Below are 22,014 nucleotides of genomic sequence, written 5' to 3'. Positions count from 1 at the left end.
ATATTTCAGATAAGAGCCGGTACTTATGTATCGGCTCTTTTCTTTTATATTCCCCAATGGGGGGGATGAGAATCCCCGACCAGGGGTCGACAACGAGCGAAGTCAGTCAATCCCCCTCACCACCCTATGTGACATTCGCCTAAAAAACAAAGCCCGGTTTTCCCGGGCTCTGAGCGCAAAGATTGCTAACTTAACTGTACGCATTCAGCGTTCGTTGGCAGAGCGCCGAGCGAACGCAATCATCTTTATTGAAGCGAACAATCCCTATCATTTCATCTTCTTTAAAGCGGGCCAGCGCGTCACTGAGCCCTGACTGAACATAAGGGGGTAAATCGCACTGGGTAATGTCCCCGTTGACGATAACCGTCACATTCTCCCCGAGGCGCGTTAAGAACATCTTCATTTGCGCAGCAGTGACGTTCTGAGCCTCGTCAAGAATGACCACTGCATTTTCAAATGTACGTCCGCGCATGTAGGCGAACGGCGCGATTTCCACCTTACCGATTTCAGGTCGCAGGCAATACTGCATAAAAGATGCCCCGAGTCGTTTAACCAGCACGTCATAAACCGGCCGGAAATAGGGAGCAAACTTCTCCGATACATCTCCAGGTAAGAAGCCGAGATCTTCATCAGCCTGCAGAACTGGACGGGTGACAATGATCCTGTCTACATCTTTATGTATCAGGGCCTCTGCTGCTTTTGCCGCACTGATCCAGGTTTTACCACACCCGGCTTCGCCCGTAGCGAAAATCAGTTGTTTACTCTCGATAGCATTCAGGTAGTGCGATTGAGCCTCATTGCGCGCCATGATTGGCGTGGCGTCGCGACTGTCGCGCGCCATGCCAATCGCTTCTACGCCACTCATCTGCACAAGCGAGGTGACCGATTCTTCTTCACGCTGTTTATGACTGCGTGAGTCCCGTCTCAGCACACGTTTTGCTTCACGACGAGCTTTGATCACTGCTTTTTGTCTTCCCATGGATAGCACCTTGAGTTGTTGGTATTCATCACACGCGCCGTTGGCAGCGCGATTATGCGCACGAACATCTGCGGGTTGGCTTCCTTGTAAGCCATTGCTTGCCTTTCGAATAGACGCCACACACGGCTACGCGCACCGAATATGGCGTCAGTAACACGAAGAAGAGGGGAAAATGAGAGAAATTTAGCGGTGACGAGATGGCTACCGGAGGAGAGACTTCCGCGTAATAGGCTGCAAAAACTGTCAGAAACGTGTCCACGAGAGGACTTTACCATTCGCGATCTCCATAGTGAATAACCATCACTGCCGGGAACTACCGCTATTACGTATAATTACATCAGAACTTAGCAATAACGCAACAATATTTTTACCTGACGTTAACTAAATTCTCATTTCTGTTGGCAACAGTCTCTTACGGAGATATTACAAAATTATTTCAAAAAACGGATCATATAAAAAAAGAATATTTTCAGCCGCGTGAGACGCAACATACCCCGCCCACAGACGGGGTATCACTGTCAGGCTTCAAGCAGAGACTGGCCCAGATAGCGATCGGCCTGCTTGATTCCCGGTAGCGCGAAGAAATAGCCGCCGCCAATCGGCTTAACGTACTCCTCCAGCGCTTCGCCGTTTAGCCGCTTCTGCACGGTCAGGAACCCTTTTTCCAGGTCGTGTTGATAGCAGACAAACAGCAATCCCATATCAAGCTGTCCGGATGGCGTCACGCCAAGGGAGTAGCTGTATCCACGACGCATCATCAGGCTCGACTGCGTCTGCGCCGTGCGTGGATTCGCCAGACGAATGTGGCTGTCCAGCGCAATGACGTTGCCGTCCGGGTCGCTGGCGTAATCCGGCACATCATGTTCGTGCTGCATCCCCAACGGAGCGCCGGTGTGCTTATCGCGGCCAAAAATGGTTTGCTGCTCTTTGAGCGGCGTGCGATCCCAGAATTCGACGCGAAACTGAATCAGACGAACAGCCTGATAAGATCCGCCAATGGCCCACGCCGGTTCCCCCTGCTCCGCCGTCACCCACACCACGTCCTGCATCAGCTTTACATCGCTGCTGTCCGGATTCGCCGTACCGTCTTTAAAGCCCAGTAAATTGACCGGAGTCTCTTTACCCTTACTGCGCGCCGCATGGTCGGATATAAACCCTTCTCGCTTCCAGCGAACGCTCAGCAAATCCGGCGTATGTTTGATGATATCGCGCAGGGCATGGATCACCGTGTCCTGGGTGTTAGCGCAAATCTGTAGTAACACATCGCCATGGCATAACGCCGCATCCAGAGAGTCATTCGGGAAACGGGTCATTTTCTGCAACGTCTTTGGCATCTGCGCCTGTAGGCCAAAGCGCGTATCGAACAGCGAATGCCCCACCGACAGCGTCATGGTCAGGTTATCCGGCGCGATGAAGGCGCCGAGGATCCCGGAGTCCATTGGTGGCATACGCGGGTTCGGCGTTTCCGGTGCCGGGCCGCCAGTGGTCAGGAAAGCAATACGTTTCGTCAGCAGGCGAAACAATCGTTCGAGCTCACCTTTATCCGATGCCAGAACGTCAAATGCCACCAGCATCATTGAAGCCTGCTGCGGCGTCAAAATACCCGCCTGATGGGGACCGTAAAAAGGCTGAGTCTCGCTACGAGCATCCGGCGACAAGGTTCCCGGCGCGCTTTGCGGCTTTTGCGCATGGGCGACCGGACAACCGCCGGCCAACGCCAGCGCGCCGCCGAGCGCGCCCATTCCTTTCAACAAACGTCTGCGTGACGGTTCGCTCACGCCGTTTTTATTATCATGCTGCATGGTGCTTAATCCAGACCCAGTACACCGCGTAATTGCGCGAGATCTTCCGCCAGCGTCGTAATCGGGCCTTTCAGCGCGTTGCGATCTGCATCGGTTAGTTTATCGTAAGTCTCAAAACCGTCTTTGGTGCGATATTTCGCGAGGATGGTATCCACTTTTTTGAAGTTCGCATCCACTTTTGCTAACAGCTCGCTGTTCTCTTTTTGCAGTTGCGGACGCAGCAGGTCTACGATCTTCTGCGCTCCGTCAACGTTCGCCTGGAAATCCCACAGATCGGTATGGCTGTAGCGATCTTCCTCGCCGCTGATTTTACTGGCCGCCACTTCTTCAATCAGTCCTGCTGCACCGCCAACCACTTTTGACGGTGGGAATGCCAGTTCACTGATGCGTTTTTGCAGATCCAGAACGTCGGTATTTAACTGATCGGCGTAGTTCTCCATCCCTTTGACCGAGTTATCGCCAAACAGCGCTTTTTCCAGACGGTGGAAGCCGGTAAATTTCGGATCGGCGGCTTTTTGTTCGTAATCGTCTTCACGGGCATCGATGCTGCCGTCAAGATCGGAGAACAGCTCAGCAATCGGCTCGATACGTTCGTAATGCTGACGAGTTGGCGCATACAGTGACTTCGCTTTCTCCAGATCGCCCGCCTTAATGGCATCGGTGAAGGCTTTAGTTCCCGCCACCAGTTGCGCGGTCTCTTCGGTCACATAGGCTTTATAGTTGGTGATAGCGCCACCCAGACTCAGTAAAGCGTTACTCTGCGCGGCATCGGCCGTCGCGCTGCCCTTAACAATCAACTTCCCTTTCGGGTTAGTCAGCAGGCCACAGGTCATGTCATATTCGCCCGGTTGCAGATTGGCAGTCATCTTCTGGCTGAATCCCGGCGCGATGTTTTCGCGTTCTTCAACCACCATCACCCCCTTCAGGATCTCCCATTCCAGCGCTTTCTGACTGTGGTTTTGAATGATGAACTGGGTTTTGCCGGCATTAACCGTAATGCTCATCGGCTCACATTGTTTATCCGTTACCGTGACGTTAACCTGCGGAATATCCGCAGCATGGGCAGTAAAAGCAGAAGCAAACAGTGCAGCCATGCCAAGCTGCAGCGCACTACGGCGAAAGTGATTCGTCATGACCATCCCTTTTAATAAGTATGTTGTAACTACATAAGAGTTTGCGTCGCGAAGCGTCAAGGCGCTGCGCGGGACGCGGTTGTGCCTGTGCGCAGCGGCAATGCAAACACCACCAGCGCCGGTATCAGATAGATAAACCAGACCGCAACTTCACTGACGCTCGGAGCTTCCTGGTAGCCAAAAATGCCTTCCATCAAAGTGCCAAACAGCGAGTGCGTCGAAAGAATAGCGCTCATATCAAATGCTACGTCCTGGAAGTGATTCCACAATCCCGCTTCGTGGAAGGCGCGAATCGCGCCTGCAGCAAGACCGGCCGCCACCAGCAAAATGAACAGGCTGGTCCACTTAAAGAAAGCGCCCAGGTTCAGACGGATACCGCCCCAGTAGAGTAAGAAACCGAGAACAATCGCAGTCGCCAGCCCCATCATGGCCCCCACCGGCGGCCAGATCCCGACATCCTGTTGAAAGGCCGCCAGCAGGAAAAAAACGGATTCCAGCCCTTCACGCGCCACGGCGAAAAAGACCATCATGATCAGTGCCCAGCCGTGGTGATTACCGCGCTGTAATGCGCTGTCGACCGCCTGCTCCAGTTGGACTTTGACGTTGCGCGAAACCTTACGCATCCAGAACACCATCCAGGTGAGGATCACCACAGCAATCACCGCAACGATACCCTCAAACAGTTCCTGCTCCTTCTGCGGAAACTCACCGGTGGTCTCGTTGATGAAGATCCCAAGGCCCAGACACAGCGCCGCCGCCAGAAATACACCAATCCACATCACGCCAATCCAACGGCCTCGTTGGGTACGCTTCAGATAACTGGCTATCAGGCTGACTATCAGCGCGGCTTCCAGCCCTTCACGCAACATAATTAGAAACGGAACAAACATGCCAGACACCCTTAAACGTTATTCTTAGTCAACTGATGCAAAGAAAGGTAAATTACAGTGATAGTGATTATCATTACGGCAAGAGAAAACTCAAGCAGAATGTAATGATAATGATGTCAGAATGTAAACACTTAGCGGGTTAATGATTGTGGCAGGAAGCGATAGCTGAAAAAGACAAAAAAGCCCGCACGAAGCGGGCCTGATTAGTCAGTGAACTGAGACGTTAGCCTTCCTGCAAACGCGATGGCGGTGCGGAATGATAGTGCGCGTCAGCCTCAGCAAAGCGTTTGAGCATCGCCGATGATGGCGCTTTACCCAACAGACTGAAGACGACGATACCGACGCTGCCGAAGATAAAGCCCGGAATGATTTCGTACAGATCCAGCCAACCGAAATGTTTCCAGACGATCACCGTCACGGCACCGATAATCATCCCGGCCAGTGCGCCGTTGCGAGTCATACGCGACCACATCACCGAGAACAGTACCACCGGACCAAACGCGGCGCCGAAACCAGCCCAGGCGTAGCTCACCAGACCCAGCACCCGGTTATCCGGGTTCGCCGCCAGGGCAATCGCCACCAGCGCGACCACCAGCACCATAATGCGCCCTACCCAAACCAGCTCCTGTTGGCTGGCACCTTTGCGCAGGAACGCTTTGTACAGATCTTCGGTAATGGCGCTGGAACATACCAGCAACTGACAGCTCAGCGTTGACATTACCGCCGCGAGAATCGCAGACAGCAGGATACCGGCAATCCACGGGTTAAACAGGATTTGCGCCAGTTCGATGAACACGCGCTCCGCGTTCTGATTCACCGAACCCGCCAGCGCCGGATTGTTGTTGAAGTAAGCGATGCCGAAGAAACCGACCGCGACCGCACCTGCCAGACAGAGGATCATCCAGGCCATGCTGATACGGCGGGCATGAACGATGCTGTGGTGGGAATCCGCCGCCATAAAACGTGCCAGAATGTGTGGCTGACCGAAGTAGCCCAGGCCCCAGCCCATCAGGGAAATGATGGCGACGAAATTCAGCCCTTTGAGCATATCAACGTTCTCAATGCTCTTCTGTTTAATGACTTCCAGCGAATCGCCAAAGCCCCCAACGCTGATGATGACAATCACCGGCGTCAGGATCAGTGCAAAAATCATCAGACTGGCTTGTACGGTATCCGTCCAGCTTACCGCGAGGAATCCGCCAATAAAGGTATAGAGGATGGTGGCCGCCGCGCCTGCCCACAGTGCGGTTTCGTAGCTCATGCCAAAGGTGCTTTCAAACAGACGCGCCCCTGCCACGATGCCGGATGCACAATAAATAGTGAAGAACAGCAGAATTACCAGCGCGGAGATAATGCGCAGAACCCGGCTCTTGTCTTCAAAGCGCCCGGTGAAGTAGTCCGGCAGCGTCAGGGCGTTATTATTATGTTCGGTGTGCACGCGAAGGCGCCCGGCCACCAGCTTCCAGTTGATCCACGCCCCTAACGTCAGGCCGATGGCAATCCAGCTTTCTGAAATCCCGGAAATGAAAATCGCGCCCGGTAAGCCCATCAGCAGCCAGCCGCTCATATCCGACGCGCCCGCAGATAATGCGGTGACAAATGGCCCGAGACTGCGGCCCCCCAAAATATAATCATCAAAGTTCTTGGTTGAACGCCAGGCGATAAAACCAATCAGTATCATGCCAAAAATATAGACACAGAACGTCACCAGCATCGGTGTGCTAATTGCCATAAAATCTCCAGACTCTTCTGTTTTATTGCTCTGCCGGAACGTGGCAAAGCCTGTTGTATTTCCCGGGCGACCGTATCCTGCCGGAAGCGCGGTTTATTCACAATCGATTTAACACATCATTTACATCAAATTTAAATGCAGATGAACACTATTTTCTGGCAGGTTGCACTCTCTCACATTTTTCGCGGTTGCACCTTTTAAAAGTGTTAACTGCCGCAGAGAAAAAGATAGCGTTATTATTTTTCCCAACGTCATACATCTTTCTTTTATTAACATTTCATTCATTTTTAAGCTTGTTATACAGGTCACATTTAACGTGGTTGCACAAAGTTGCAACATAGTAGATATTTCTCGATAACGATAAGCAGTACCTCACCGAACAACAGGAGCAGATGGCATGGGAACCACCACGATGGGGGTTAAACTGGATGACGCAACGCGCGAGCGCATTAAGTCAGCGGCAACGCGAATTGATCGCACCCCGCACTGGTTGATTAAGCAGGCAATCTTTAATTACCTGGAAAAACTGGAAAACGATGACACGCTGCCAGAAATTCCTGCGCTATTGGCTGGAGCCGCCAACGAAGGCGATGAATCCACGGTGCCGCAGGAAGAGATCCATCAACCTTTCCTGGAATTTGCCGAGCAGATCCTCCCACAGTCGGTCTCGCGTTCCGCCATTACCGCCGCGTATCGTCGCTCTGAAACTGACGCGGTCTCGATGCTGATGGAACAGGCGCGTCTGCCGCAGCCGGTAGCCGAACAGGCCCATAAGCTGGCTTACCAACTGGCGGATAAACTGCGTAATCAGAAAACAGCCAGCGGCCGTGCCGGTATGGTGCAAGGCTTGCTGCAGGAGTTTTCTCTCTCTTCGCAGGAAGGGGTGGCGCTGATGTGTCTGGCGGAAGCGCTGCTGCGTATTCCGGATAAAGCCACGCGCGATGCCTTAATCCGCGACAAAATCAGCAACGGTAACTGGCAGTCGCACATTGGTCGTAGTCCGTCGTTGTTCGTCAACGCGGCGACCTGGGGTCTGCTGTTCACCGGTCGTCTGGTCTCCACCCATAACGAAGCCAGCCTTTCGCGCTCCCTGAACCGCATTATCGGTAAGAGCGGTGAGCCGCTGATCCGTAAAGGCGTCGATATGGCGATGCGTCTGATGGGCGAACAGTTCGTGACCGGAGAAACCATTGCCGAAGCGCTGGCGAATGCCCGTAAGCTGGAAGAAAAAGGCTTCCGCTACTCTTACGATATGCTGGGTGAAGCCGCGCTGACCGCAGCCGATGCGCAGGCCTATATGGTCTCCTATCAGCAGGCAATTCATGCAATTGGTAAAGCGTCGAACGGACGCGGGATTTATGAAGGTCCGGGGATCTCTATCAAGCTCTCCGCCCTGCACCCGCGTTACAGCCGTGCCCAGTACGATAGAGTGATGGAAGAGCTCTATCCGCGCCTGAAGTCGTTGACGCTGCTGGCGCGCCAGTATGATATCGGCATCAATATCGATGCCGAAGAGGCCGACCGTCTGGAGATCTCCCTCGATCTGCTGGAAAAACTGTGTTTTGAACCTGAACTGTCTGGCTGGAACGGTATTGGTTTCGTCATTCAGGCGTACCAGAAACGTTGCCCGTTCGTCATCGATTACCTGATCGATCTGGCCACCCGCAGCCGTCGCCGCCTGATGATCCGCCTGGTCAAAGGCGCCTACTGGGATAGCGAGATCAAACGCGCCCAGATGGACGGTCTGGAAGGCTACCCGGTTTACACGCGCAAGGTCTACACCGATGTCTCTTATCTCGCCTGCGCGAAAAAGCTGCTCGCCGTACCGAATTTGATCTACCCACAATTTGCGACCCACAACGCCCATACGCTGGCAGCCATTTATCAGCTGGCCGGGCAGAACTACTATCCAGGTCAGTATGAGTTCCAGTGCCTGCACGGAATGGGTGAGCCGCTGTACGAACAGGTCACCGGTAAAGTGACGGATGGCAAACTTAACCGTCCGTGCCGCATTTATGCACCGGTTGGCACCCATGAAACGCTGCTGGCGTACCTGGTGCGTCGTCTGCTGGAAAACGGGGCGAACACCTCCTTTGTTAACCGTATCGCGGATACCACGCTGCCGCTGGACGAACTGGTGGCCGATCCGGTCGAGGCCGTTGAAAAACTGGCGCAGCAGGAAGGTCAGACCGGTCTGCCGCATCCGAAAATTCCGCTGCCGCGCGATTTGTACGGCAAAGGGCGCGAAAACTCTGCCGGTCTGGATCTTTCCAACGAACATCGTCTGGCCTCACTCTCCTCTGCCCTGCTCAACAGCGCGCTGCAAAAATGGCGAGCGTTGCCGATGCTCGAGACACCGGTTGCCGAGGGCGAAATGAGCCCGGTGGTCAACCCGGCAGAACCGAAAGACATCGTCGGTTATGTCCGTGAAGCCAGTGAAACTGAAGTCGAACAGGCGCTGCAAAGCGCGGTGAACAATGCTCCTATCTGGTTTGCGACGCCGCCGCATGAACGTGCCGCCATCCTCCATCGCGCTGCCGTGTTGATGGAAGGCCAGATGCAACAGCTGATCGGCATTCTGGTGCGTGAAGCCGGTAAGAGCTTCGCCAACGCCATTGCCGAAGTGCGTGAAGCAGTAGACTTCCTGCATTATTACGCCGGTCAGGTGCGTGACGATTTTGATAATGAGACCCACCGCCCGCTCGGTCCGGTTGTTTGCATCAGCCCGTGGAACTTCCCGCTGGCCATTTTCAGCGGACAAATCGCCGCCGCGCTGGCTGCAGGCAACAGCGTACTGGCAAAACCCGCGGAACAGACGCCGCTTATCGCAGCCCAGGGCATTGCCATCTTGCTGGAAGCTGGCGTACCGCCGGGCGTGGTGCAACTGCTGCCTGGCCGGGGTGAAACAGTGGGCGCGCAATTGACCGCCGACAGCCGCGTGCGCGGCGTGATGTTTACCGGTTCTACCGAAGTAGCGACGCTGCTGCAACGTAACATCGCGACGCGTCTGGATGCACAGGGACGTCCGATTCCCCTGATCGCCGAAACGGGCGGCATGAACGCGATGATCGTTGACTCGTCTGCCCTCACCGAACAGGTGGTGGTCGACGTACTGTCCTCGGCATTTGACAGCGCCGGACAGCGCTGCTCCGCGCTGCGCATACTCTGTCTACAGGATGATATCGCCGACCACACGCTGAAAATGCTGCGCGGCGCGATGGCCGAATGCCGGATGGGCAACCCGGGGCGTCTGACCACCGATATCGGTCCGGTGATCGACAGTGAAGCCAAATCCAATATTGAACAGCATATTCAGGCTATGCGGGCGAAAGGTCGTCCGGTATTCCAGGCGGCGCGTGAAAACAGTGAAGATGTCCGTGAATGGCAAAGCGGTACATTCGTTGCGCCAACGCTGATCGAACTGGAAAGCATTGACGAGCTGCAAAAAGAGGTCTTTGGTCCGGTTCTGCACGTTGTACGCTACAACCGCAACAACCTGGACGCGCTGATTGACCAAATCAACGCCTCCGGCTACGGTCTGACGCTGGGCGTCCACACCCGTATTGATGAAACCATTGCCCAGGTCACCGGTTCGGCGCACGTAGGCAACCTGTACGTTAACCGGAATATGGTGGGGGCGGTCGTCGGCGTACAGCCGTTCGGCGGCGAAGGACTCTCGGGGACCGGCCCAAAAGCCGGTGGGCCGCTCTATCTCTACCGTCTGCTGGCAAATCGTCCGGAAAATGCGCTGGCCATCACTCTGGCGCGTCAGGATGCGGACTATCCGGTAGACGCCCAGTTGAAAGCCGCGCTGATCCAGCCGCTGGAAGCGCTCAGCGAGTGGGCGGCCGATCGCCCTGTGTTACGTCAACTTTGCCAACAGTTTGGCGAACTGGCGCAGGCCGGTACGCAGCGTCTGCTGCCTGGCCCTACCGGGGAGCGTAACACCTGGACGCTGTTACCGCGTGAGCGCGTACTGTGTATCGCGGATGATGAACAGGATGCGCTGGTGCAACTTGCCGCCGTCACTTCGGTCGGGAGTCAGATTTTGTGGACTGACGATGCTTTCCACCGTGATCTGGCGAAACGCCTGCCGGCAGCGGTTTCTGCCCGCATTGCGTTTGCGAAAACCGACAGCCTGACAACGCAGCCTTTTGATGCGGTGATCTTCCACGGCGATTCCGATCAGCTTCGTGCCCTGTGTGAAACGGTAGCAGCCCGTGAAGGCGCGATTGTCTCGGTACAAGGTTTCGCCCGTGGTGAAAGCAATATTCTGCTGGAGCGACTGTACGTCGAGCGTTCGTTAAGCGTGAACACGGCAGCCGCCGGAGGTAACGCAAGCCTGATGACAATTGGCTAAGGCTGTGGTTAATTAAGGCTCCGGAAACGGGGCCTTTTTTTATGGAGCCAGAGGGAATGATGAAACGAATACTACTCACCTGCGCTACGCTGCTGCTCAGCGGTCAGGCGCTGGCCGATGACTGCGCAAATGCCAGTACGCAAGCGGAAATGAATACCTGTGCCGTCACCCAGTATCAGACGGCAGACAAAGAACTGAATGAAACGTATCAGAATGCGCTGAAACGCGCAGTCCCGCCACAGCAGGAACTGCTGAAAAAGGCGCAGACCGCGTGGATCGCCATGCGCGATGCCGACTGCGCGCTTATCAGCTCCGGCACCGAGGGGGGAAGTGCTCAGGTGATGATCGCCAATCAGTGTCTGGCGGATAAAACCGCCGAGCGTGAAGCGTTTCTCGCCTCGCTGCTACAGTGCGAAGAAGGCGATATGAGCTGCCCACTGCCGCCTGCCAATTAACGAACGCGAATTCCCTCAATAATCATGCGTTGAACGTTTTCAACCGTCTGATTAAAAAAGGTTTCGTCACGCAGCGTTGCGCCCGTCACCGCCTCAACCTGAGGCGCAAAATCGGCGTAATGCTGTGTTGAAGCCCAAATCATGAAGATCAGATGATGCGGGTCGATCGGCGCCAGTTTGCCGCTCTTCACCCAACCGGCAATCAGGGCGGACTTTTCATCAATCAGCGTTTTCAGATCGCCGGTCAATTCATCCATCAACAGCGGCGCACCGGCCAGCATCTCCATGCAAAAAAGACGCGAGGCCTGCGGGTAATCACGGGACACTTCCAGCTTCAGCCGGATGTACTCTTTAATGGCAGCCAATGGCGCAAAATCTTCCCGAAACGCTTTTAAGGGCGCCAGCCAGATATCCAGAATTTGACGTAGCACGGCGACATACAGCGCCTCTTTTGACGGGTAGTAATAAAGAAGATTGGTTTTGGAGACGCCGGCCTGCTCGGCAATGTGTTCAATACGGGTGCCGTGAAAACCATATTGTGAAAACGTATTTAATGCGGCTGTCAGAATCGCTTCGCGTTTCGCGCTGACCGCCTGCGAGCGTTTACCTGTTTTTTTCTCAGCACGTTCGGCCATGCCCTTTCCTTGTTCGGTGAATCTGTCAGTGGCGCATAGTCTGCGTGGCGTTTCCTTTCAGTGCAACCTGACGGGCAAAAAAAACCGCCGGAGTATCCGGCGGCGGTGGCGTCATCACGTAGTTAGGGGAGGCTGAACATGATGATCGACAAGTGCGGCAATGCTAGCTGTTACGGCTACCACCACTGCTCTTGCCCCCTTTTTTACCTGCTTCAGAGGCACGCTGCGGGTCATTTTTAAAATTCCCCCCGCTGTGCTGACCACCTTTCTTACCTGCTTCTGATGCTCTTTCACGGTCTTCGGCAAAATTACCGGAACCGCCTCGATGGTTTGCCATTACTGACCTCCGTCATTGATTAGACATCATATTGCATAGGTACTGAGGAGTGACTCCTCACGCCACGGATGGCGGATGCCATTCACCTCGCGACGTGAAACTAAGCTTAGGCAATACAGAGCGTTCGGCCCGCCGCTGGTAATATCCTGCAACAGCTTAAGTCCGTGTTGAGAAATAATTGCCTCAGTTTATCAATAAGCCTTTCTTATGATTAGCAAAATTTAGCGGCGAGAAAATGTATCATTTTGCTACAAAACAGGCTGTCCTAAAATTTGTTATAAATCAAAGAAATGGTCGTGATATTTGCACTCTCAGCGCCACGTCATATCTTTAAAGAGGGTAGCGAATCGCTACAGACACGGTTAATACGAGGAGTAGTACAAATGGCTAAAGTTCTGGTGCTTTATTATTCCATGTACGGACACATCGAAACGATGGCGCACGCGGTAGCGGAAGGGGCAAACAAAGTGGACGGCGCAGAGGTCGTGATTAAGCGTGTACCGGAAACCATGCCAGCTGAAATTTTTGCCAAAGCCGGAGGCAAGACGCAAAACGCGCCCGTCGCCACCCCGCAAGAACTGGCGGATTACGACGCCATTATTTTTGGTACGCCAACGCGCTTTGGCAATATGTCAGGCCAGATGCGTACCTTCCTCGATCAGACGGGCGGATTGTGGGCGTCCGGCGCGCTGTATGGCAAACTCGCCAGCGTTTTCAGTTCTACCGGGACAGGCGGCGGTCAGGAACAAACAATTACGTCTACATGGACTACACTTGCCCATCATGGGATGGTGATTGTGCCCATCGGCTACGCCGCACAGGAACTGTTCGATGTTTCGCAAGTTCGCGGTGGTACGCCTTATGGCGCAACGACCATTGCCGGTGGTGACGGTTCACGCCAGCCCAGTCAGGAAGAGCTCTCTATCGCACGTTATCAGGGCGAATACGTTGCCGGTCTGGCAGTGAAGCTCAACGGCTAATCTTCAACGGGAGGATAAGAATGCCAACTCAAGAAGCGAAGGCTCATCACGTCGGTGAGTGGGCAAGTCTGCGCAATACATCGCCGGAAATAGCCGAAGCCATATTTGAAGTTGCCGGATATGACGAAAAGCTGGCAGAAAAAATTTGGGAAGAAGGCAGCGATGAAGTGCTCATTAAAGCCTTTGATAAGACAGATAAAGACGCGCTCTTCTGGGGCGAACAGACCATCGAACGTAAAAACGTTTAAGCCGTTAAATCCCCCGCTTGCGCGGGGGAACCTCATTTATTTCGCCGCCTCATTCAGCAGCGCGTCAAACTTGTCGATCGGACAGAAACCGTTCGCATCAATCGGGCATCCTTTCAACTCCAGGGTCACGCGTTGCGCCGGGGCTTTCAGCGTCAGCACATCCGCATTACGCAGTTGCTCTGAACTCTGATACACATACTCAATTTTCATCAGATCGCGGTTGGCCTTCGTGTCATGCCAGCGCTGGAAGACAATTTTGCCGCCAATCGGCGTGCGTTCGTTTTGATCATGTAACTGATAGGGTTTGAATTCCAGTGCGGTAAGCAGTGAGGCGATGTTTGAGTCATGCCCCACCAGCACGGTAATTTTCGGCGCTTTCGCCTGTTCGGTTACCAGCGCTTTGTCGATGTATTTCACCAGCGGTTTCGCCACGTTACGTGCGACCTCCGCAGAGGTAAACAGGCTGTCCTGATAGCCATTTTTCAGTTTCGACAACACCTTCCACTGCTGATCGGATTTAATTTCGCCCCAGGCCACCTGATCCATCGGGAATCCTTCGTAGTATTGCAGCGTGAAAGCGTCCACCAGCGAGTTCCCCACTTTCAGCGGTCCGGAGACACCGGGCTCCTGCTCATAGTTCGCGCTAAAGGTATCTTTAGCGTCAGTCAGCGAACACTGCTGTTTTTCCTTGCACGATGGCGAGTCTTTGTAGTTGATCATCTGTTCCAGCAACTTGTAGCTGTCATCAAGTTGCATCTGGCCGCGCTCTTTTTCCATCGCCTGTACGGCTTTCTCGCGGAAAGCCGCCGAATCATCGGTGATCACCGGGTTAAAGGTGGGGTCCATGGTGCCCATTTTTTCCTGGTGATGCACCGGAACATCGCAGCCAGGGAATGCGCCGGTGATAAAGAACTGGGCGGTCGCGACCGTACGCTGCAGACTGTTGGCATAGGTATAGACCGTATCCGGTGCCGGGCACTCGCCGGATTTCACCATCCCCTGCTCTGCCAGCCATTCACGCATGTAATGGCCCATATACACTTCCAGCACGCCACCTTTGGTGGTGAGCTGTCCGCCCGGCACATCCCATTCAGGCCATTTATTCGGAGTGGACTGCTCCAGCACGCTGCCATTGTTCGCCAGCGGCGCACGTAAGTTATGTCGACTCATCATCAATACTTGCTGTAGCTGATAGCCTTCCGGTGCCGTTTGTGCCTGCGCGGCAGAAGACACCATCACAACCCCTGCGACAGCGGCGGCAATTAACGATTTGTTCATCCCTACGACCTCGTGTTGTTATTCGTCATTCATAAGTGTGACAGATATATGACACATTTTTGGGAACGAGACCGCAAAAACAGGGATTCAGCGCATCATATTGATGCCAAATATCATTTGCAGCTTGCGGATCCCGGAGGGCGTGAAGGTGACCTGGCGGCTTCCCGGTGCTGTTTTTATCCACCGCTGCCCGGTAAGCCAGGTCAGTAGCGCCGCGCCAAGTACACCACCCAGATGATAACGTCGCTCGCTCCAGTCCAGACAGCCGCAGCTAAATTTGCGTCGCGACACGCTGGCCTGTACGACAATGCCCAGATCCGCCAGTTTCTCCTCACCCAGAGGCGTCAAGGTTTCGCCATCTGCCGTCAGCCACTGTCGGGAAACCAGCGTATCAAACAGTCTCACCGCCACTTCTCCGGCCAGATGGTCATAACAGGTCCGCGCATGACGCAAACTCAAAGGCGTAGTGATTTTCCGCGATGCCGTTGATGTCCAGGCGACGCCCATCAGACGCTCCAGCAGTTCCGCAATGTCTGCGCTTGCAAGGCGAAAATAGCGGTGCCGCCCCTGGGCGAGAGAAACCACGAACCGCTGCTCGCACAGACGGGCCAGGTGCGCACTGGCGGTAGACGGCGAGATATCCGCCACCGCGCTCAGTTCCGTCGCCGTCCATGCCCGGCCATCCATCAGCGCACACAGCATCCGGGATCGCGATTTGTCCGCCATCACCGCCGCCGTCAGCGCCATTCGTGATTCGAGTTCGCCGTCTTCTTCATTTACGACTATTGACGTCATACTGACCTCTCAGCCTCGGGGAGGGGTTAACCATGGCACGATTTTGTCATTAAGTCACAGCACGGAGCATCATTTCGATACTTAGCCCCATCAGACAAAACAGAAAGCAACGTTTAAAGACAACGGGTGAGATGACCCGTCGGATACGAGTGCCTGCCCACTGGCCGAGCAGCGCCGGAACGATGGCGAATGCCGATAAGCTCAGCGACTGCACGGGGAGCGCGTCGTGCCACCACAGACCCAGTGCTAACGCCAGCGTGGAAAAGGTAAAAGAGATACCGAGCGCCTGAACCAGTTCATCCTTCTCAAAGCCCAGCGACTGGATCCACGGCACCGCCGGCATCACAAAGACGCCCGTTCCGCCGGTCAACAAGCCGGTAGCGAATCCGACAACCAGTGAGAGCGGTTTTTCACGCCGCGGTGCGATCGCAATTCGTTTTCCCGCCAGGGTCCAGAGCGCATACACCATTAGCGCCAGCCCGAGCGCAAACTGTGTGCGGGAAGTCTCGCCACCGGTGATCCAGACGCTGGCCAACAGTGTGGCAATCACCACCGTTAGCAGCATAGGCCAGAGTCGCTTCAGCAACATCCGGGTATTTCCACCGCCGCCAAACTGAAACAGATTGCTGATAAGCGAAGGTAACAACAGCATAGCCGCCGCCGCAACCGGAGAGATCAGCGAGCCGAGGATCCCCATTGCCACAGTAGGCAACCCCATGCCGGTGACGCCTTTCACCATCCCAGCAAGAACAAAGGTTAAGGCAATCATCACAACCTGGTCGGGGTCGAATGCAAAAAGAAGGGTCATGCTTCAGCGTCCTGTAAGGAGAAGATGACCTATCCTGAATGCTTGCGACGATGCTTGCTTCGTCAGCGAACGAAATGTGGTTTCCGCTATTCAGAGATAATGACTTCATGGCGGATGTTACGAGCGCAGTAGGCTGTCCCGTCTTTGAGATACAGTTCCTGAAAACGGCTGTTATCCATCGGTTGTTGCAGTCGCGTACGCTCGGTATCGACAAACTCTTTTTGCACGCGGTAATGCACCGCATCCTGTGTTTCGAACGCGATAAACTCGCGGGTGGCATAGGGCTTATGTTTCAGTTTGACATAGACGATGTACTGCACCGTGCTGAACGTAAGCCCGGTTCGCACGGCAATCTCCTTCATGGTCAGCGGTTCATCGGATTCATACAATGCCTGAACCTGTTGAATTCTCTTCTGGCTATACGCCGACACACGCAAACTGAGTTTCAGCCGGTAAGCCATATTGCGCACCACCGTCACATTGGTGCACAGCATCTGCGCAATGTGTTGCGTCGAGAGGACGCCCGCGTTTTCACGCAGGAGAGCCAGGCTCTCGTCGTTCCAGATAAATGCCATCAGCGGTATCCCTCCACCGAAAACTTATTGCCCCGCGAGACGGGCGAACGTGGCGGCTAATTCCGCCGGTTTACGCATTCCCTGATGACACTCCAGCACCCGGCCTTGTGGATCAATCAGGACCGAGGTCGGTGTGCCGATGACCTGGTATCGTTCCTGAGTGATTTTCATCTGATCGCGAAGGACCGGATACGACACCTGGTGCTTCGCCAGAAGCGCATCCAGGTTGACCGTACCCGGATCGGTATTCACCGCCACCACTACCACGCTATCGCCCCATTTCTGGCTGAGCGTTTCCAGCGAATCCATCTCCGCCAGACAACTACCGCAGCCTGCCGACCAGAAATTGAGGTAGATGGATTTTCCCTGCCAGCGATCCAGTCCGGACTCCTGGCCTTGTAAATCGAAGGCCGCCAGCGCCGGAGCCGTTTCGCCGACAGCCAGCTTTTCCTCTTTACAGCCACTGAGCAATACCGCCAGTGAGAGAATGAAAACGTTAAGCCAGCGCATGTTGCATCGCCTCCTCTCCCAGATACTTTCCGTGTTGCAGACGCAAAATGCGATCGGCAAACTGCCCAAGCGCCGGGTTATGCGTCACCATGACTATCGTGCGCCCCTGGCGGTGCAAATCGGTAAGCAAATCCAACACCCGCTGTTCATTCTCTTCATCGAGGTTGCCTGTCGGTTCATCCGCGAAAATGACCGGCGGCTCATTCACCAGCGCCCGCGCAATACAGACACGCTGCTGCTCCCCACCGGAAAGCTGGCTGGGTAAATGGGTGACGCGGTGCCCAAGGCCGACCTGTTCCAGTACTTTTCTGGCTGCTGCCTCGTCCACCACGCTGTGGTAGTGCTGCGCCAGCATGATATTTTCCAGCGCGGTTAAAAAGGGAATGAGATGGAATTGCTGGAACACCAGGCCAATCTTCTCGGCGCGAAAACGACGCCGTCCCTCTTCATCCAGCGCGGCGGCGTCCGTACCCTCAAGAAACACCTGACCTTCCGTTGCGGTATCCAGACAGGTGAGGATGTTCATCAGCGTCGTTTTCCCGGAGCCGGAGGCCCCCATGATGGCGACAAACTCCCCTTGCGTAATTCGCAGGTTAATATCATCCAGGGCGGTAACGTCGCCAAACCGTTTATAGAGGTGACGTGTTTCGATCGCCACCTGTGGAATCTGCGTCACGGACATGGCGCTACTCTCCTTTCAGCACGTTAGCGGGTTCGACGCTGACTGCACGCCGTACCGGAACAATCGCCGCCAGAATGGCGACCAGTAAAGACAATACGAGGGTGATGGGCAGCACCGGCAGACGCAGCGAGATCGCCGCGTTGAATACCGTCAGTCCCAACAGTTGCGCCAGCAAATACCCCAACAACCAGCCGCACACTACGGCCGCAAGGGCGATAATGCAGGTTTCCAGCAAGATTTGCCGTACGATGTCGCCATTGCTGGCACCCAGCGCTTTTTGCAGAGCGAACTCGCGGGCACGCTCGCCGACTATCGCCATCAGGGTGGTATTCACGCACAGGGAAGAGAGCGCCAGAATCACCAGCGATACCAGTCCCATCAGCCCTTTGATCTTATCCAGCACCTGTCCTTCTGAGGCGGAGACTTTACGCACCGGGCGAATCTCCAGATCCGGATACTGGCTTTGCAACCGGCTGGCATAGCGATCAACCTGGCCAACATCATTACTGACGCTCAACAGGCCGTGGCTGATTTTCCCCGGCTGATGCAGCCAGGCTTGCGCCACGTCGAGGCTGACGATCAGCATGTTGTCCGTGGCGTCACCGGCTTCGACAATGCCTTTAATCTGCAGGTTTTTCCGCTGGTTATGATCGACCAGCGTGACGTTATCGCCGGGCTGAACGTTGAGGCGCTCCGCCAGCTTGATGCCAATCATCGCGTTGCGATCGTCGAAGCTGACGCCAATCCAGCTCCCCTGAACCTGCCAGTAAGGCACCAGTTTTTGCAACGATTCAAACCAGACGCCGACGATCACCACTTTTTCCAGTTCGGTACGCGCCATGCCGTATAACCACGGACTGGCACCGTGAACCAGCCCCGCTGGCGCATCATCCAGAAGGGTCTGTAGCTCCCGCTGTGGCATACTCGCGCCGTGCCCCGGCCCGATGTAGAAGTTGGCGCCGAAGGTGCGTAACTCTTCACTCATTTTAGTATTGATGTCGAACCATACCGCGCTCAGCGCCGTCACGATGGTCGCCCCCACCATCAGCGCGGCAAAAACCACGCTGACCCGCTGAAAACGCAGGCGCAGCGCCCGCCACACCAGCAGCCAGAGCATTGTCCGTTTAGCGGCCATACAGCACCTCCACGGGATACAGTCGCGCAATGCGCCGCGCCGGGAACCAGGTTCCGATCAGGGCAATCAACATCGCAACCACCAGTACACACGGCACCACAATCCACGCGAATTCAAGCGGTGCGTCGAACAGCATCACGCCAATCGCTTTCGCCAGCCCCCATCCGGCAACGCATCCCAGCGCCCCGCCTGCCAGCCCACTGGAAGCGGCTTCGAGGTAGAACAGCAGCATGATCTGCCACTGACGCGCGCCAAGCGCCTTCATCAGACCGATCTCTTTGGCGCGTTCCATAATGGTGCTGGTCATCAGCGAAGCGATCCCCATTGCCGATGCCGCCAGCGCAGCAATCGTCACCACCGCCATCAGCAGCTGAATTTTGTCAATCACCACCCCTTCAGAGGCGGCGACTTGCCAGACCGGGCGCACCTCCGCCCCGGAGATCGCCTCCTCCAGTTGGTGGGCGATAGAAGAAACATAAGCAGTGCAGTACCAGAGGTCGTACTCTTCCGCATTAAGCGCATCCAGATTTTCCCGCGCGCGACGTGAAAGCTCATTTTCCGGTACCGTCAGCGCCGAAACACGAATGGCCTGCACCTTGCCGGGCAACCCCAATAGCGTCTGCGCTATCGCGAGCGGCATCACCAGTTGGTTATCTTCCTCGCCGCCGCTGGAGAGGATCCCGCTGACGGTGACAGGCACTGTTGTATCCGCGTTGTTTAATACCAGCGTATCACCCGCTTTCCATCCTGTTTGTCGCGCCAGCGCATGCCCCACGAGCGTTTGCGGTGGACTGTTCTCGCCTTCCTGCGGCCAGTCGCCGGTCACCTGCCAGAACGGGCTAACCGTTTTCTGTCCGGTTTCATATCCCTCTTCATCCGGAATATCGACCGGTTGGCTGAAGAACGTCCCGAGAATGCGCACCGCGTTATCGTTCACGGTGACTTCACCGCCCAGCATCGGCGCAAAACCGACAATGTTATTGCGCCAGAAAATATCTTTGATATTCGGCAATTCAGCTTCATCAAGGAAATCCTGCCCAGAGAGCGGATTACTGCTTTCGCTAAACAGCGCAGGCAATGCCGCTTGTCCGGCAGGCTCAATCAGGATGTTTGCGCCGTAGGATTTGAGCTCCCTCGACATTTTGTCACCGATATCGATCGACACCGCCAGCAGCGCCGAGATCAGGCTGGCTGCAAGAAAGACCGTGATAATCGCCAGCCCTTTACGCCGCAGGTTGCGTCCCCAGGATTGTCGTAACATTCGCCACAGCATCGTTACTCCTCCCTCAGTTCAGCAGGAACAAACTGTTCCGGCGTTTGACGAAAACGGTCATAGTTCTCTTCGGAGGAAAAGAACCAGGTCTTACCGCCGTAGCTGTACTTGAAGTCCGCCGAGGTATTGGTCAGCGTTGAACCATCAACCGGATCGGTCACCTGAATGGTCATCACCGTCGAGAAGTAGTTCACGCCAGCGGCCAGTTCTTTACCGGGGATCACTAACTCTTTTTCATCGTTGTGCCAGTTTTCAATCGGTACCGGATTGCAACCGCCGGGTTTGCCAATGGAAGGGATAAAAATATGTACCCCACAGGCGACGCAAATGACCTGATTGCCTTCCATCACATAGCCCTGATCGCCGCACAATAGACAGGCATCAAACACCACGCCAAAGCGCAGTTTGTCGGGATAACGGTTGATGATGAAAAAGCGCACGGCTTTGCCATCGTCAGCCACCCAGACAAAGCGATGCAACTTACCGTCCCGCAGTTGTTCAACCGGCAGATGAATACTGCCGTCGCTGGCGAGCGTTACCGGGATGGCTTGCGAAAGCTGCGGCGGCTGAGACGCGACGTTGTCCCACCACAGTTGCCCGGCAATCACCACCACGGCACAGCCGAGGGTGACCAGCCAAAGCCGTAGCGCATTACGCCGCTGCGCCAGCGCCAGGCGATGTGCAATCGGTTCTTCTGTTGCCCGCGTCTGACGATGGGCGCTCAGCAACGACGGCAGCCAGCACAGCGCCAGGAGCAGCAGTAATCCCACCGCCATCCAGTTATAGGCTGGCGCATTATTGGTCACTTTCGCCACAAAGCTCAGCAGCGATTTCGCCAGCGGCAGTACCTGTAGCTTCATCAACAGCAACAGCAAATTACCGCTTAACGGCAGCCACAGCATGACCAGCAGAATGAGGGTGAATGGCCAGTACAGCACGCGGATTCGGCGCAGCAGCATGGCGCAAAGCACGCCAGCCAGACAAAGGATCGCGAAGGCGAGCACCACTGCCGTCAAATTCAGCAGCAGTTCAGTATTCAGGACATGCGTGCTGGTTAAGCCACCGAGATTCGGATCGAGCGCCCAGTGACGCGCTGCGCCAAAGACCAGAATCCCTTGCCACAAATAGCGCACACGGTTTCCCGCCCACCAGAAGCTGAGCACAAACAGCAACGTGACCATCACTTCCGTTCCGACCAGTAACAGCTGTACCGGTTGTGAACCGCGCAGCGTCAGTCCTGCCAGCACGCCGGCCGCCAGACCAATAAGCAGCGTCCAGCCCAGAGGGCGTAAGGAAGGGGGATCGTTTCGACTCCAGAGAACGCCGGAGAGTAACGCGATGCAGAAAAAGACCTGTAACGTGGTGACGAAAAAGTAACTCATGACATCGACTCAGAACAGCGGATTG

20 protein-coding genes are annotated in these 22,014 nt (G+C 55.2%); 4 read left to right on the top strand and 16 right to left on the bottom strand.

From position 1 onward, the window contains the following. Nucleotides 1–190: 190 nt before the first annotated feature. From phoH to putP, 5 genes are all read right to left on the bottom strand, one after another. Nucleotides 191–979 carry a phosphate starvation-inducible protein PhoH gene (gene phoH, locus AOY24_RS21480; RefSeq protein ID WP_054177332.1) on the bottom strand — a complete coding sequence of 263 codons (789 nt, stop codon included), beginning with the start codon at nt 977–979 and terminating at the stop codon, nt 191–193. 518 nt (nt 980–1,497) lie between these two features. Further along, nucleotides 1,498–2,781 (bottom strand): iron uptake transporter deferrochelatase/peroxidase subunit, encoded by a 1,284-nt coding sequence (gene efeB, locus AOY24_RS21475; RefSeq protein WP_043001038.1) that lies wholly within the window; start codon nt 2,779–2,781, stop codon nt 1,498–1,500. A gap of 5 nt (nt 2,782–2,786) precedes the next feature. Continuing rightward, entirely contained in the window at nt 2,787–3,914 is a 1,128-nt protein-coding gene (gene efeO / locus AOY24_RS21470) for an iron uptake system protein EfeO (protein WP_054177331.1), read from the bottom strand. A gap of 56 nt (nt 3,915–3,970) precedes the next feature. Then, entirely contained in the window at nt 3,971–4,804 is an 834-nt protein-coding gene (gene efeU / locus AOY24_RS21465) for an iron uptake transporter permease EfeU (RefSeq protein WP_054177330.1), read from the bottom strand. A 223-nt stretch (nt 4,805–5,027) separates the two neighbouring features. Continuing rightward, nucleotides 5,028–6,536, bottom strand: a complete 1,509-nt coding sequence (putP, locus tag AOY24_RS21460; protein WP_043001041.1) for a sodium/proline symporter PutP — start codon at nt 6,534–6,536, stop codon at nt 5,028–5,030. A 397-nt stretch (nt 6,537–6,933) separates the two neighbouring features. Here putP and putA point away from each other — a divergent pair, with 397 nt between their 5' ends. Beyond that, entirely contained in the window at nt 6,934–10,896 is a 3,963-nt protein-coding gene (putA, locus tag AOY24_RS21455; RefSeq protein ID WP_054177329.1) for a trifunctional transcriptional regulator/proline dehydrogenase/L-glutamate gamma-semialdehyde dehydrogenase, read from the top strand. Between the two features lie 59 nt (nt 10,897–10,955). Further along, a complete protein-coding gene (locus AOY24_RS21450; RefSeq protein WP_054177337.1) occupies nt 10,956–11,351 on the top strand; it encodes a lysozyme inhibitor LprI family protein in 396 nt (131 codons plus the stop codon). Here the strand turns inward: AOY24_RS21450 and rutR are convergent. Beyond that, a complete protein-coding gene (rutR, locus tag AOY24_RS21445; RefSeq protein ID WP_044258058.1) occupies nt 11,348–11,986 on the bottom strand; it encodes an HTH-type transcriptional regulator RutR in 639 nt (212 codons plus the stop codon). The genes AOY24_RS21450 and rutR overlap by 4 nt on opposite strands. Before the next feature lie 163 nt (nt 11,987–12,149). Continuing rightward, complete coding sequence (locus tag AOY24_RS21440; RefSeq protein WP_043001044.1) at nt 12,150–12,323, bottom strand: general stress protein; 174 nt, start codon at nt 12,321–12,323, stop codon at nt 12,150–12,152. A 383-nt stretch (nt 12,324–12,706) separates the two neighbouring features. On the opposite strand from AOY24_RS21440, the gene wrbA reads away from it, so the two are divergent. Then, nucleotides 12,707–13,303: an NAD(P)H:quinone oxidoreductase gene (gene wrbA, locus AOY24_RS21435; protein WP_043001045.1), complete on the top strand. Its 597-nt coding sequence runs from the start codon at nt 12,707–12,709 to the stop codon at nt 13,301–13,303. Nucleotides 13,304–13,323: 20 nt separating this feature from the next. Continuing rightward, nucleotides 13,324–13,551, top strand: coding sequence for a YccJ family protein (locus AOY24_RS21430; protein ID WP_042319758.1), 228 nt, complete (start codon nt 13,324–13,326; stop codon nt 13,549–13,551). Nucleotides 13,552–13,587: 36 nt separating this feature from the next. Here AOY24_RS21430 and agp read toward each other — a convergent pair whose 3' ends face one another. The 9 genes from agp to AOY24_RS21385 all read right to left on the bottom strand — a co-directional run bounded on the left by agp (nt 13,588) and on the right by AOY24_RS21385 (nt 21,989). Further along, nucleotides 13,588–14,829 carry a bifunctional glucose-1-phosphatase/inositol phosphatase gene (gene agp, locus AOY24_RS21425; protein WP_043001046.1) on the bottom strand — a complete coding sequence of 414 codons (1,242 nt, stop codon included), beginning with the start codon at nt 14,827–14,829 and terminating at the stop codon, nt 13,588–13,590. Between the two features lie 87 nt (nt 14,830–14,916). Beyond that, nucleotides 14,917–15,624: a helix-turn-helix transcriptional regulator gene (locus tag AOY24_RS21420; RefSeq protein ID WP_044327674.1), complete on the bottom strand. Its 708-nt coding sequence runs from the start codon at nt 15,622–15,624 to the stop codon at nt 14,917–14,919. Between the two features lie 49 nt (nt 15,625–15,673). Then, nucleotides 15,674–16,432, bottom strand: coding sequence for a sulfite exporter TauE/SafE family protein (locus tag AOY24_RS21415; protein ID WP_044258064.1), 759 nt, complete (start codon nt 16,430–16,432; stop codon nt 15,674–15,676). 86 nt (nt 16,433–16,518) lie between these two features. Further along, complete coding sequence (locus tag AOY24_RS21410; RefSeq protein ID WP_044327672.1) at nt 16,519–17,007, bottom strand: MarR family transcriptional regulator; 489 nt, start codon at nt 17,005–17,007, stop codon at nt 16,519–16,521. A gap of 24 nt (nt 17,008–17,031) precedes the next feature. Beyond that, nucleotides 17,032–17,517, bottom strand: coding sequence for a TlpA disulfide reductase family protein (locus tag AOY24_RS21405; RefSeq protein WP_054177328.1), 486 nt, complete (start codon nt 17,515–17,517; stop codon nt 17,032–17,034). After that, nucleotides 17,504–18,199, bottom strand: coding sequence for an ABC transporter ATP-binding protein (locus AOY24_RS21400; protein ID WP_043001051.1), 696 nt, complete (start codon nt 18,197–18,199; stop codon nt 17,504–17,506). The genes AOY24_RS21405 and AOY24_RS21400 overlap by 14 nt, the downstream gene beginning before the upstream one ends. A gap of 4 nt (nt 18,200–18,203) precedes the next feature. Beyond that, nucleotides 18,204–19,334, bottom strand: coding sequence for an ABC transporter permease (locus tag AOY24_RS21395; protein WP_044258067.1), 1,131 nt, complete (start codon nt 19,332–19,334; stop codon nt 18,204–18,206). Beyond that, on the bottom strand, nt 19,324–20,607 hold the full coding sequence (locus tag AOY24_RS21390) for an ABC transporter permease (RefSeq protein ID WP_044258069.1): 1,284 nt from the start codon (nt 20,605–20,607) through the stop codon (nt 19,324–19,326). The genes AOY24_RS21395 and AOY24_RS21390 overlap by 11 nt, the downstream gene beginning before the upstream one ends. A 2-nt stretch (nt 20,608–20,609) precedes the next feature. Further along, nucleotides 20,610–21,989, bottom strand: coding sequence for a Fe-S-containing protein (locus AOY24_RS21385; protein ID WP_044258071.1), 1,380 nt, complete (start codon nt 21,987–21,989; stop codon nt 20,610–20,612). Between the last annotated feature and the right edge of the window lie 25 nt (nt 21,990–22,014).

Origin of the sequence: Citrobacter sp. CtB7.12 (genome assembly GCF_001297795.1) — a bacterium.
Lineage (GTDB): Bacteria > Pseudomonadota > Gammaproteobacteria > Enterobacterales > Enterobacteriaceae > Citrobacter_A > Citrobacter_A amalonaticus.
The sequence above is the reverse complement of the archived record's forward strand: the minus strand, read 5'-3'. Positions and strand labels throughout refer to the sequence as shown.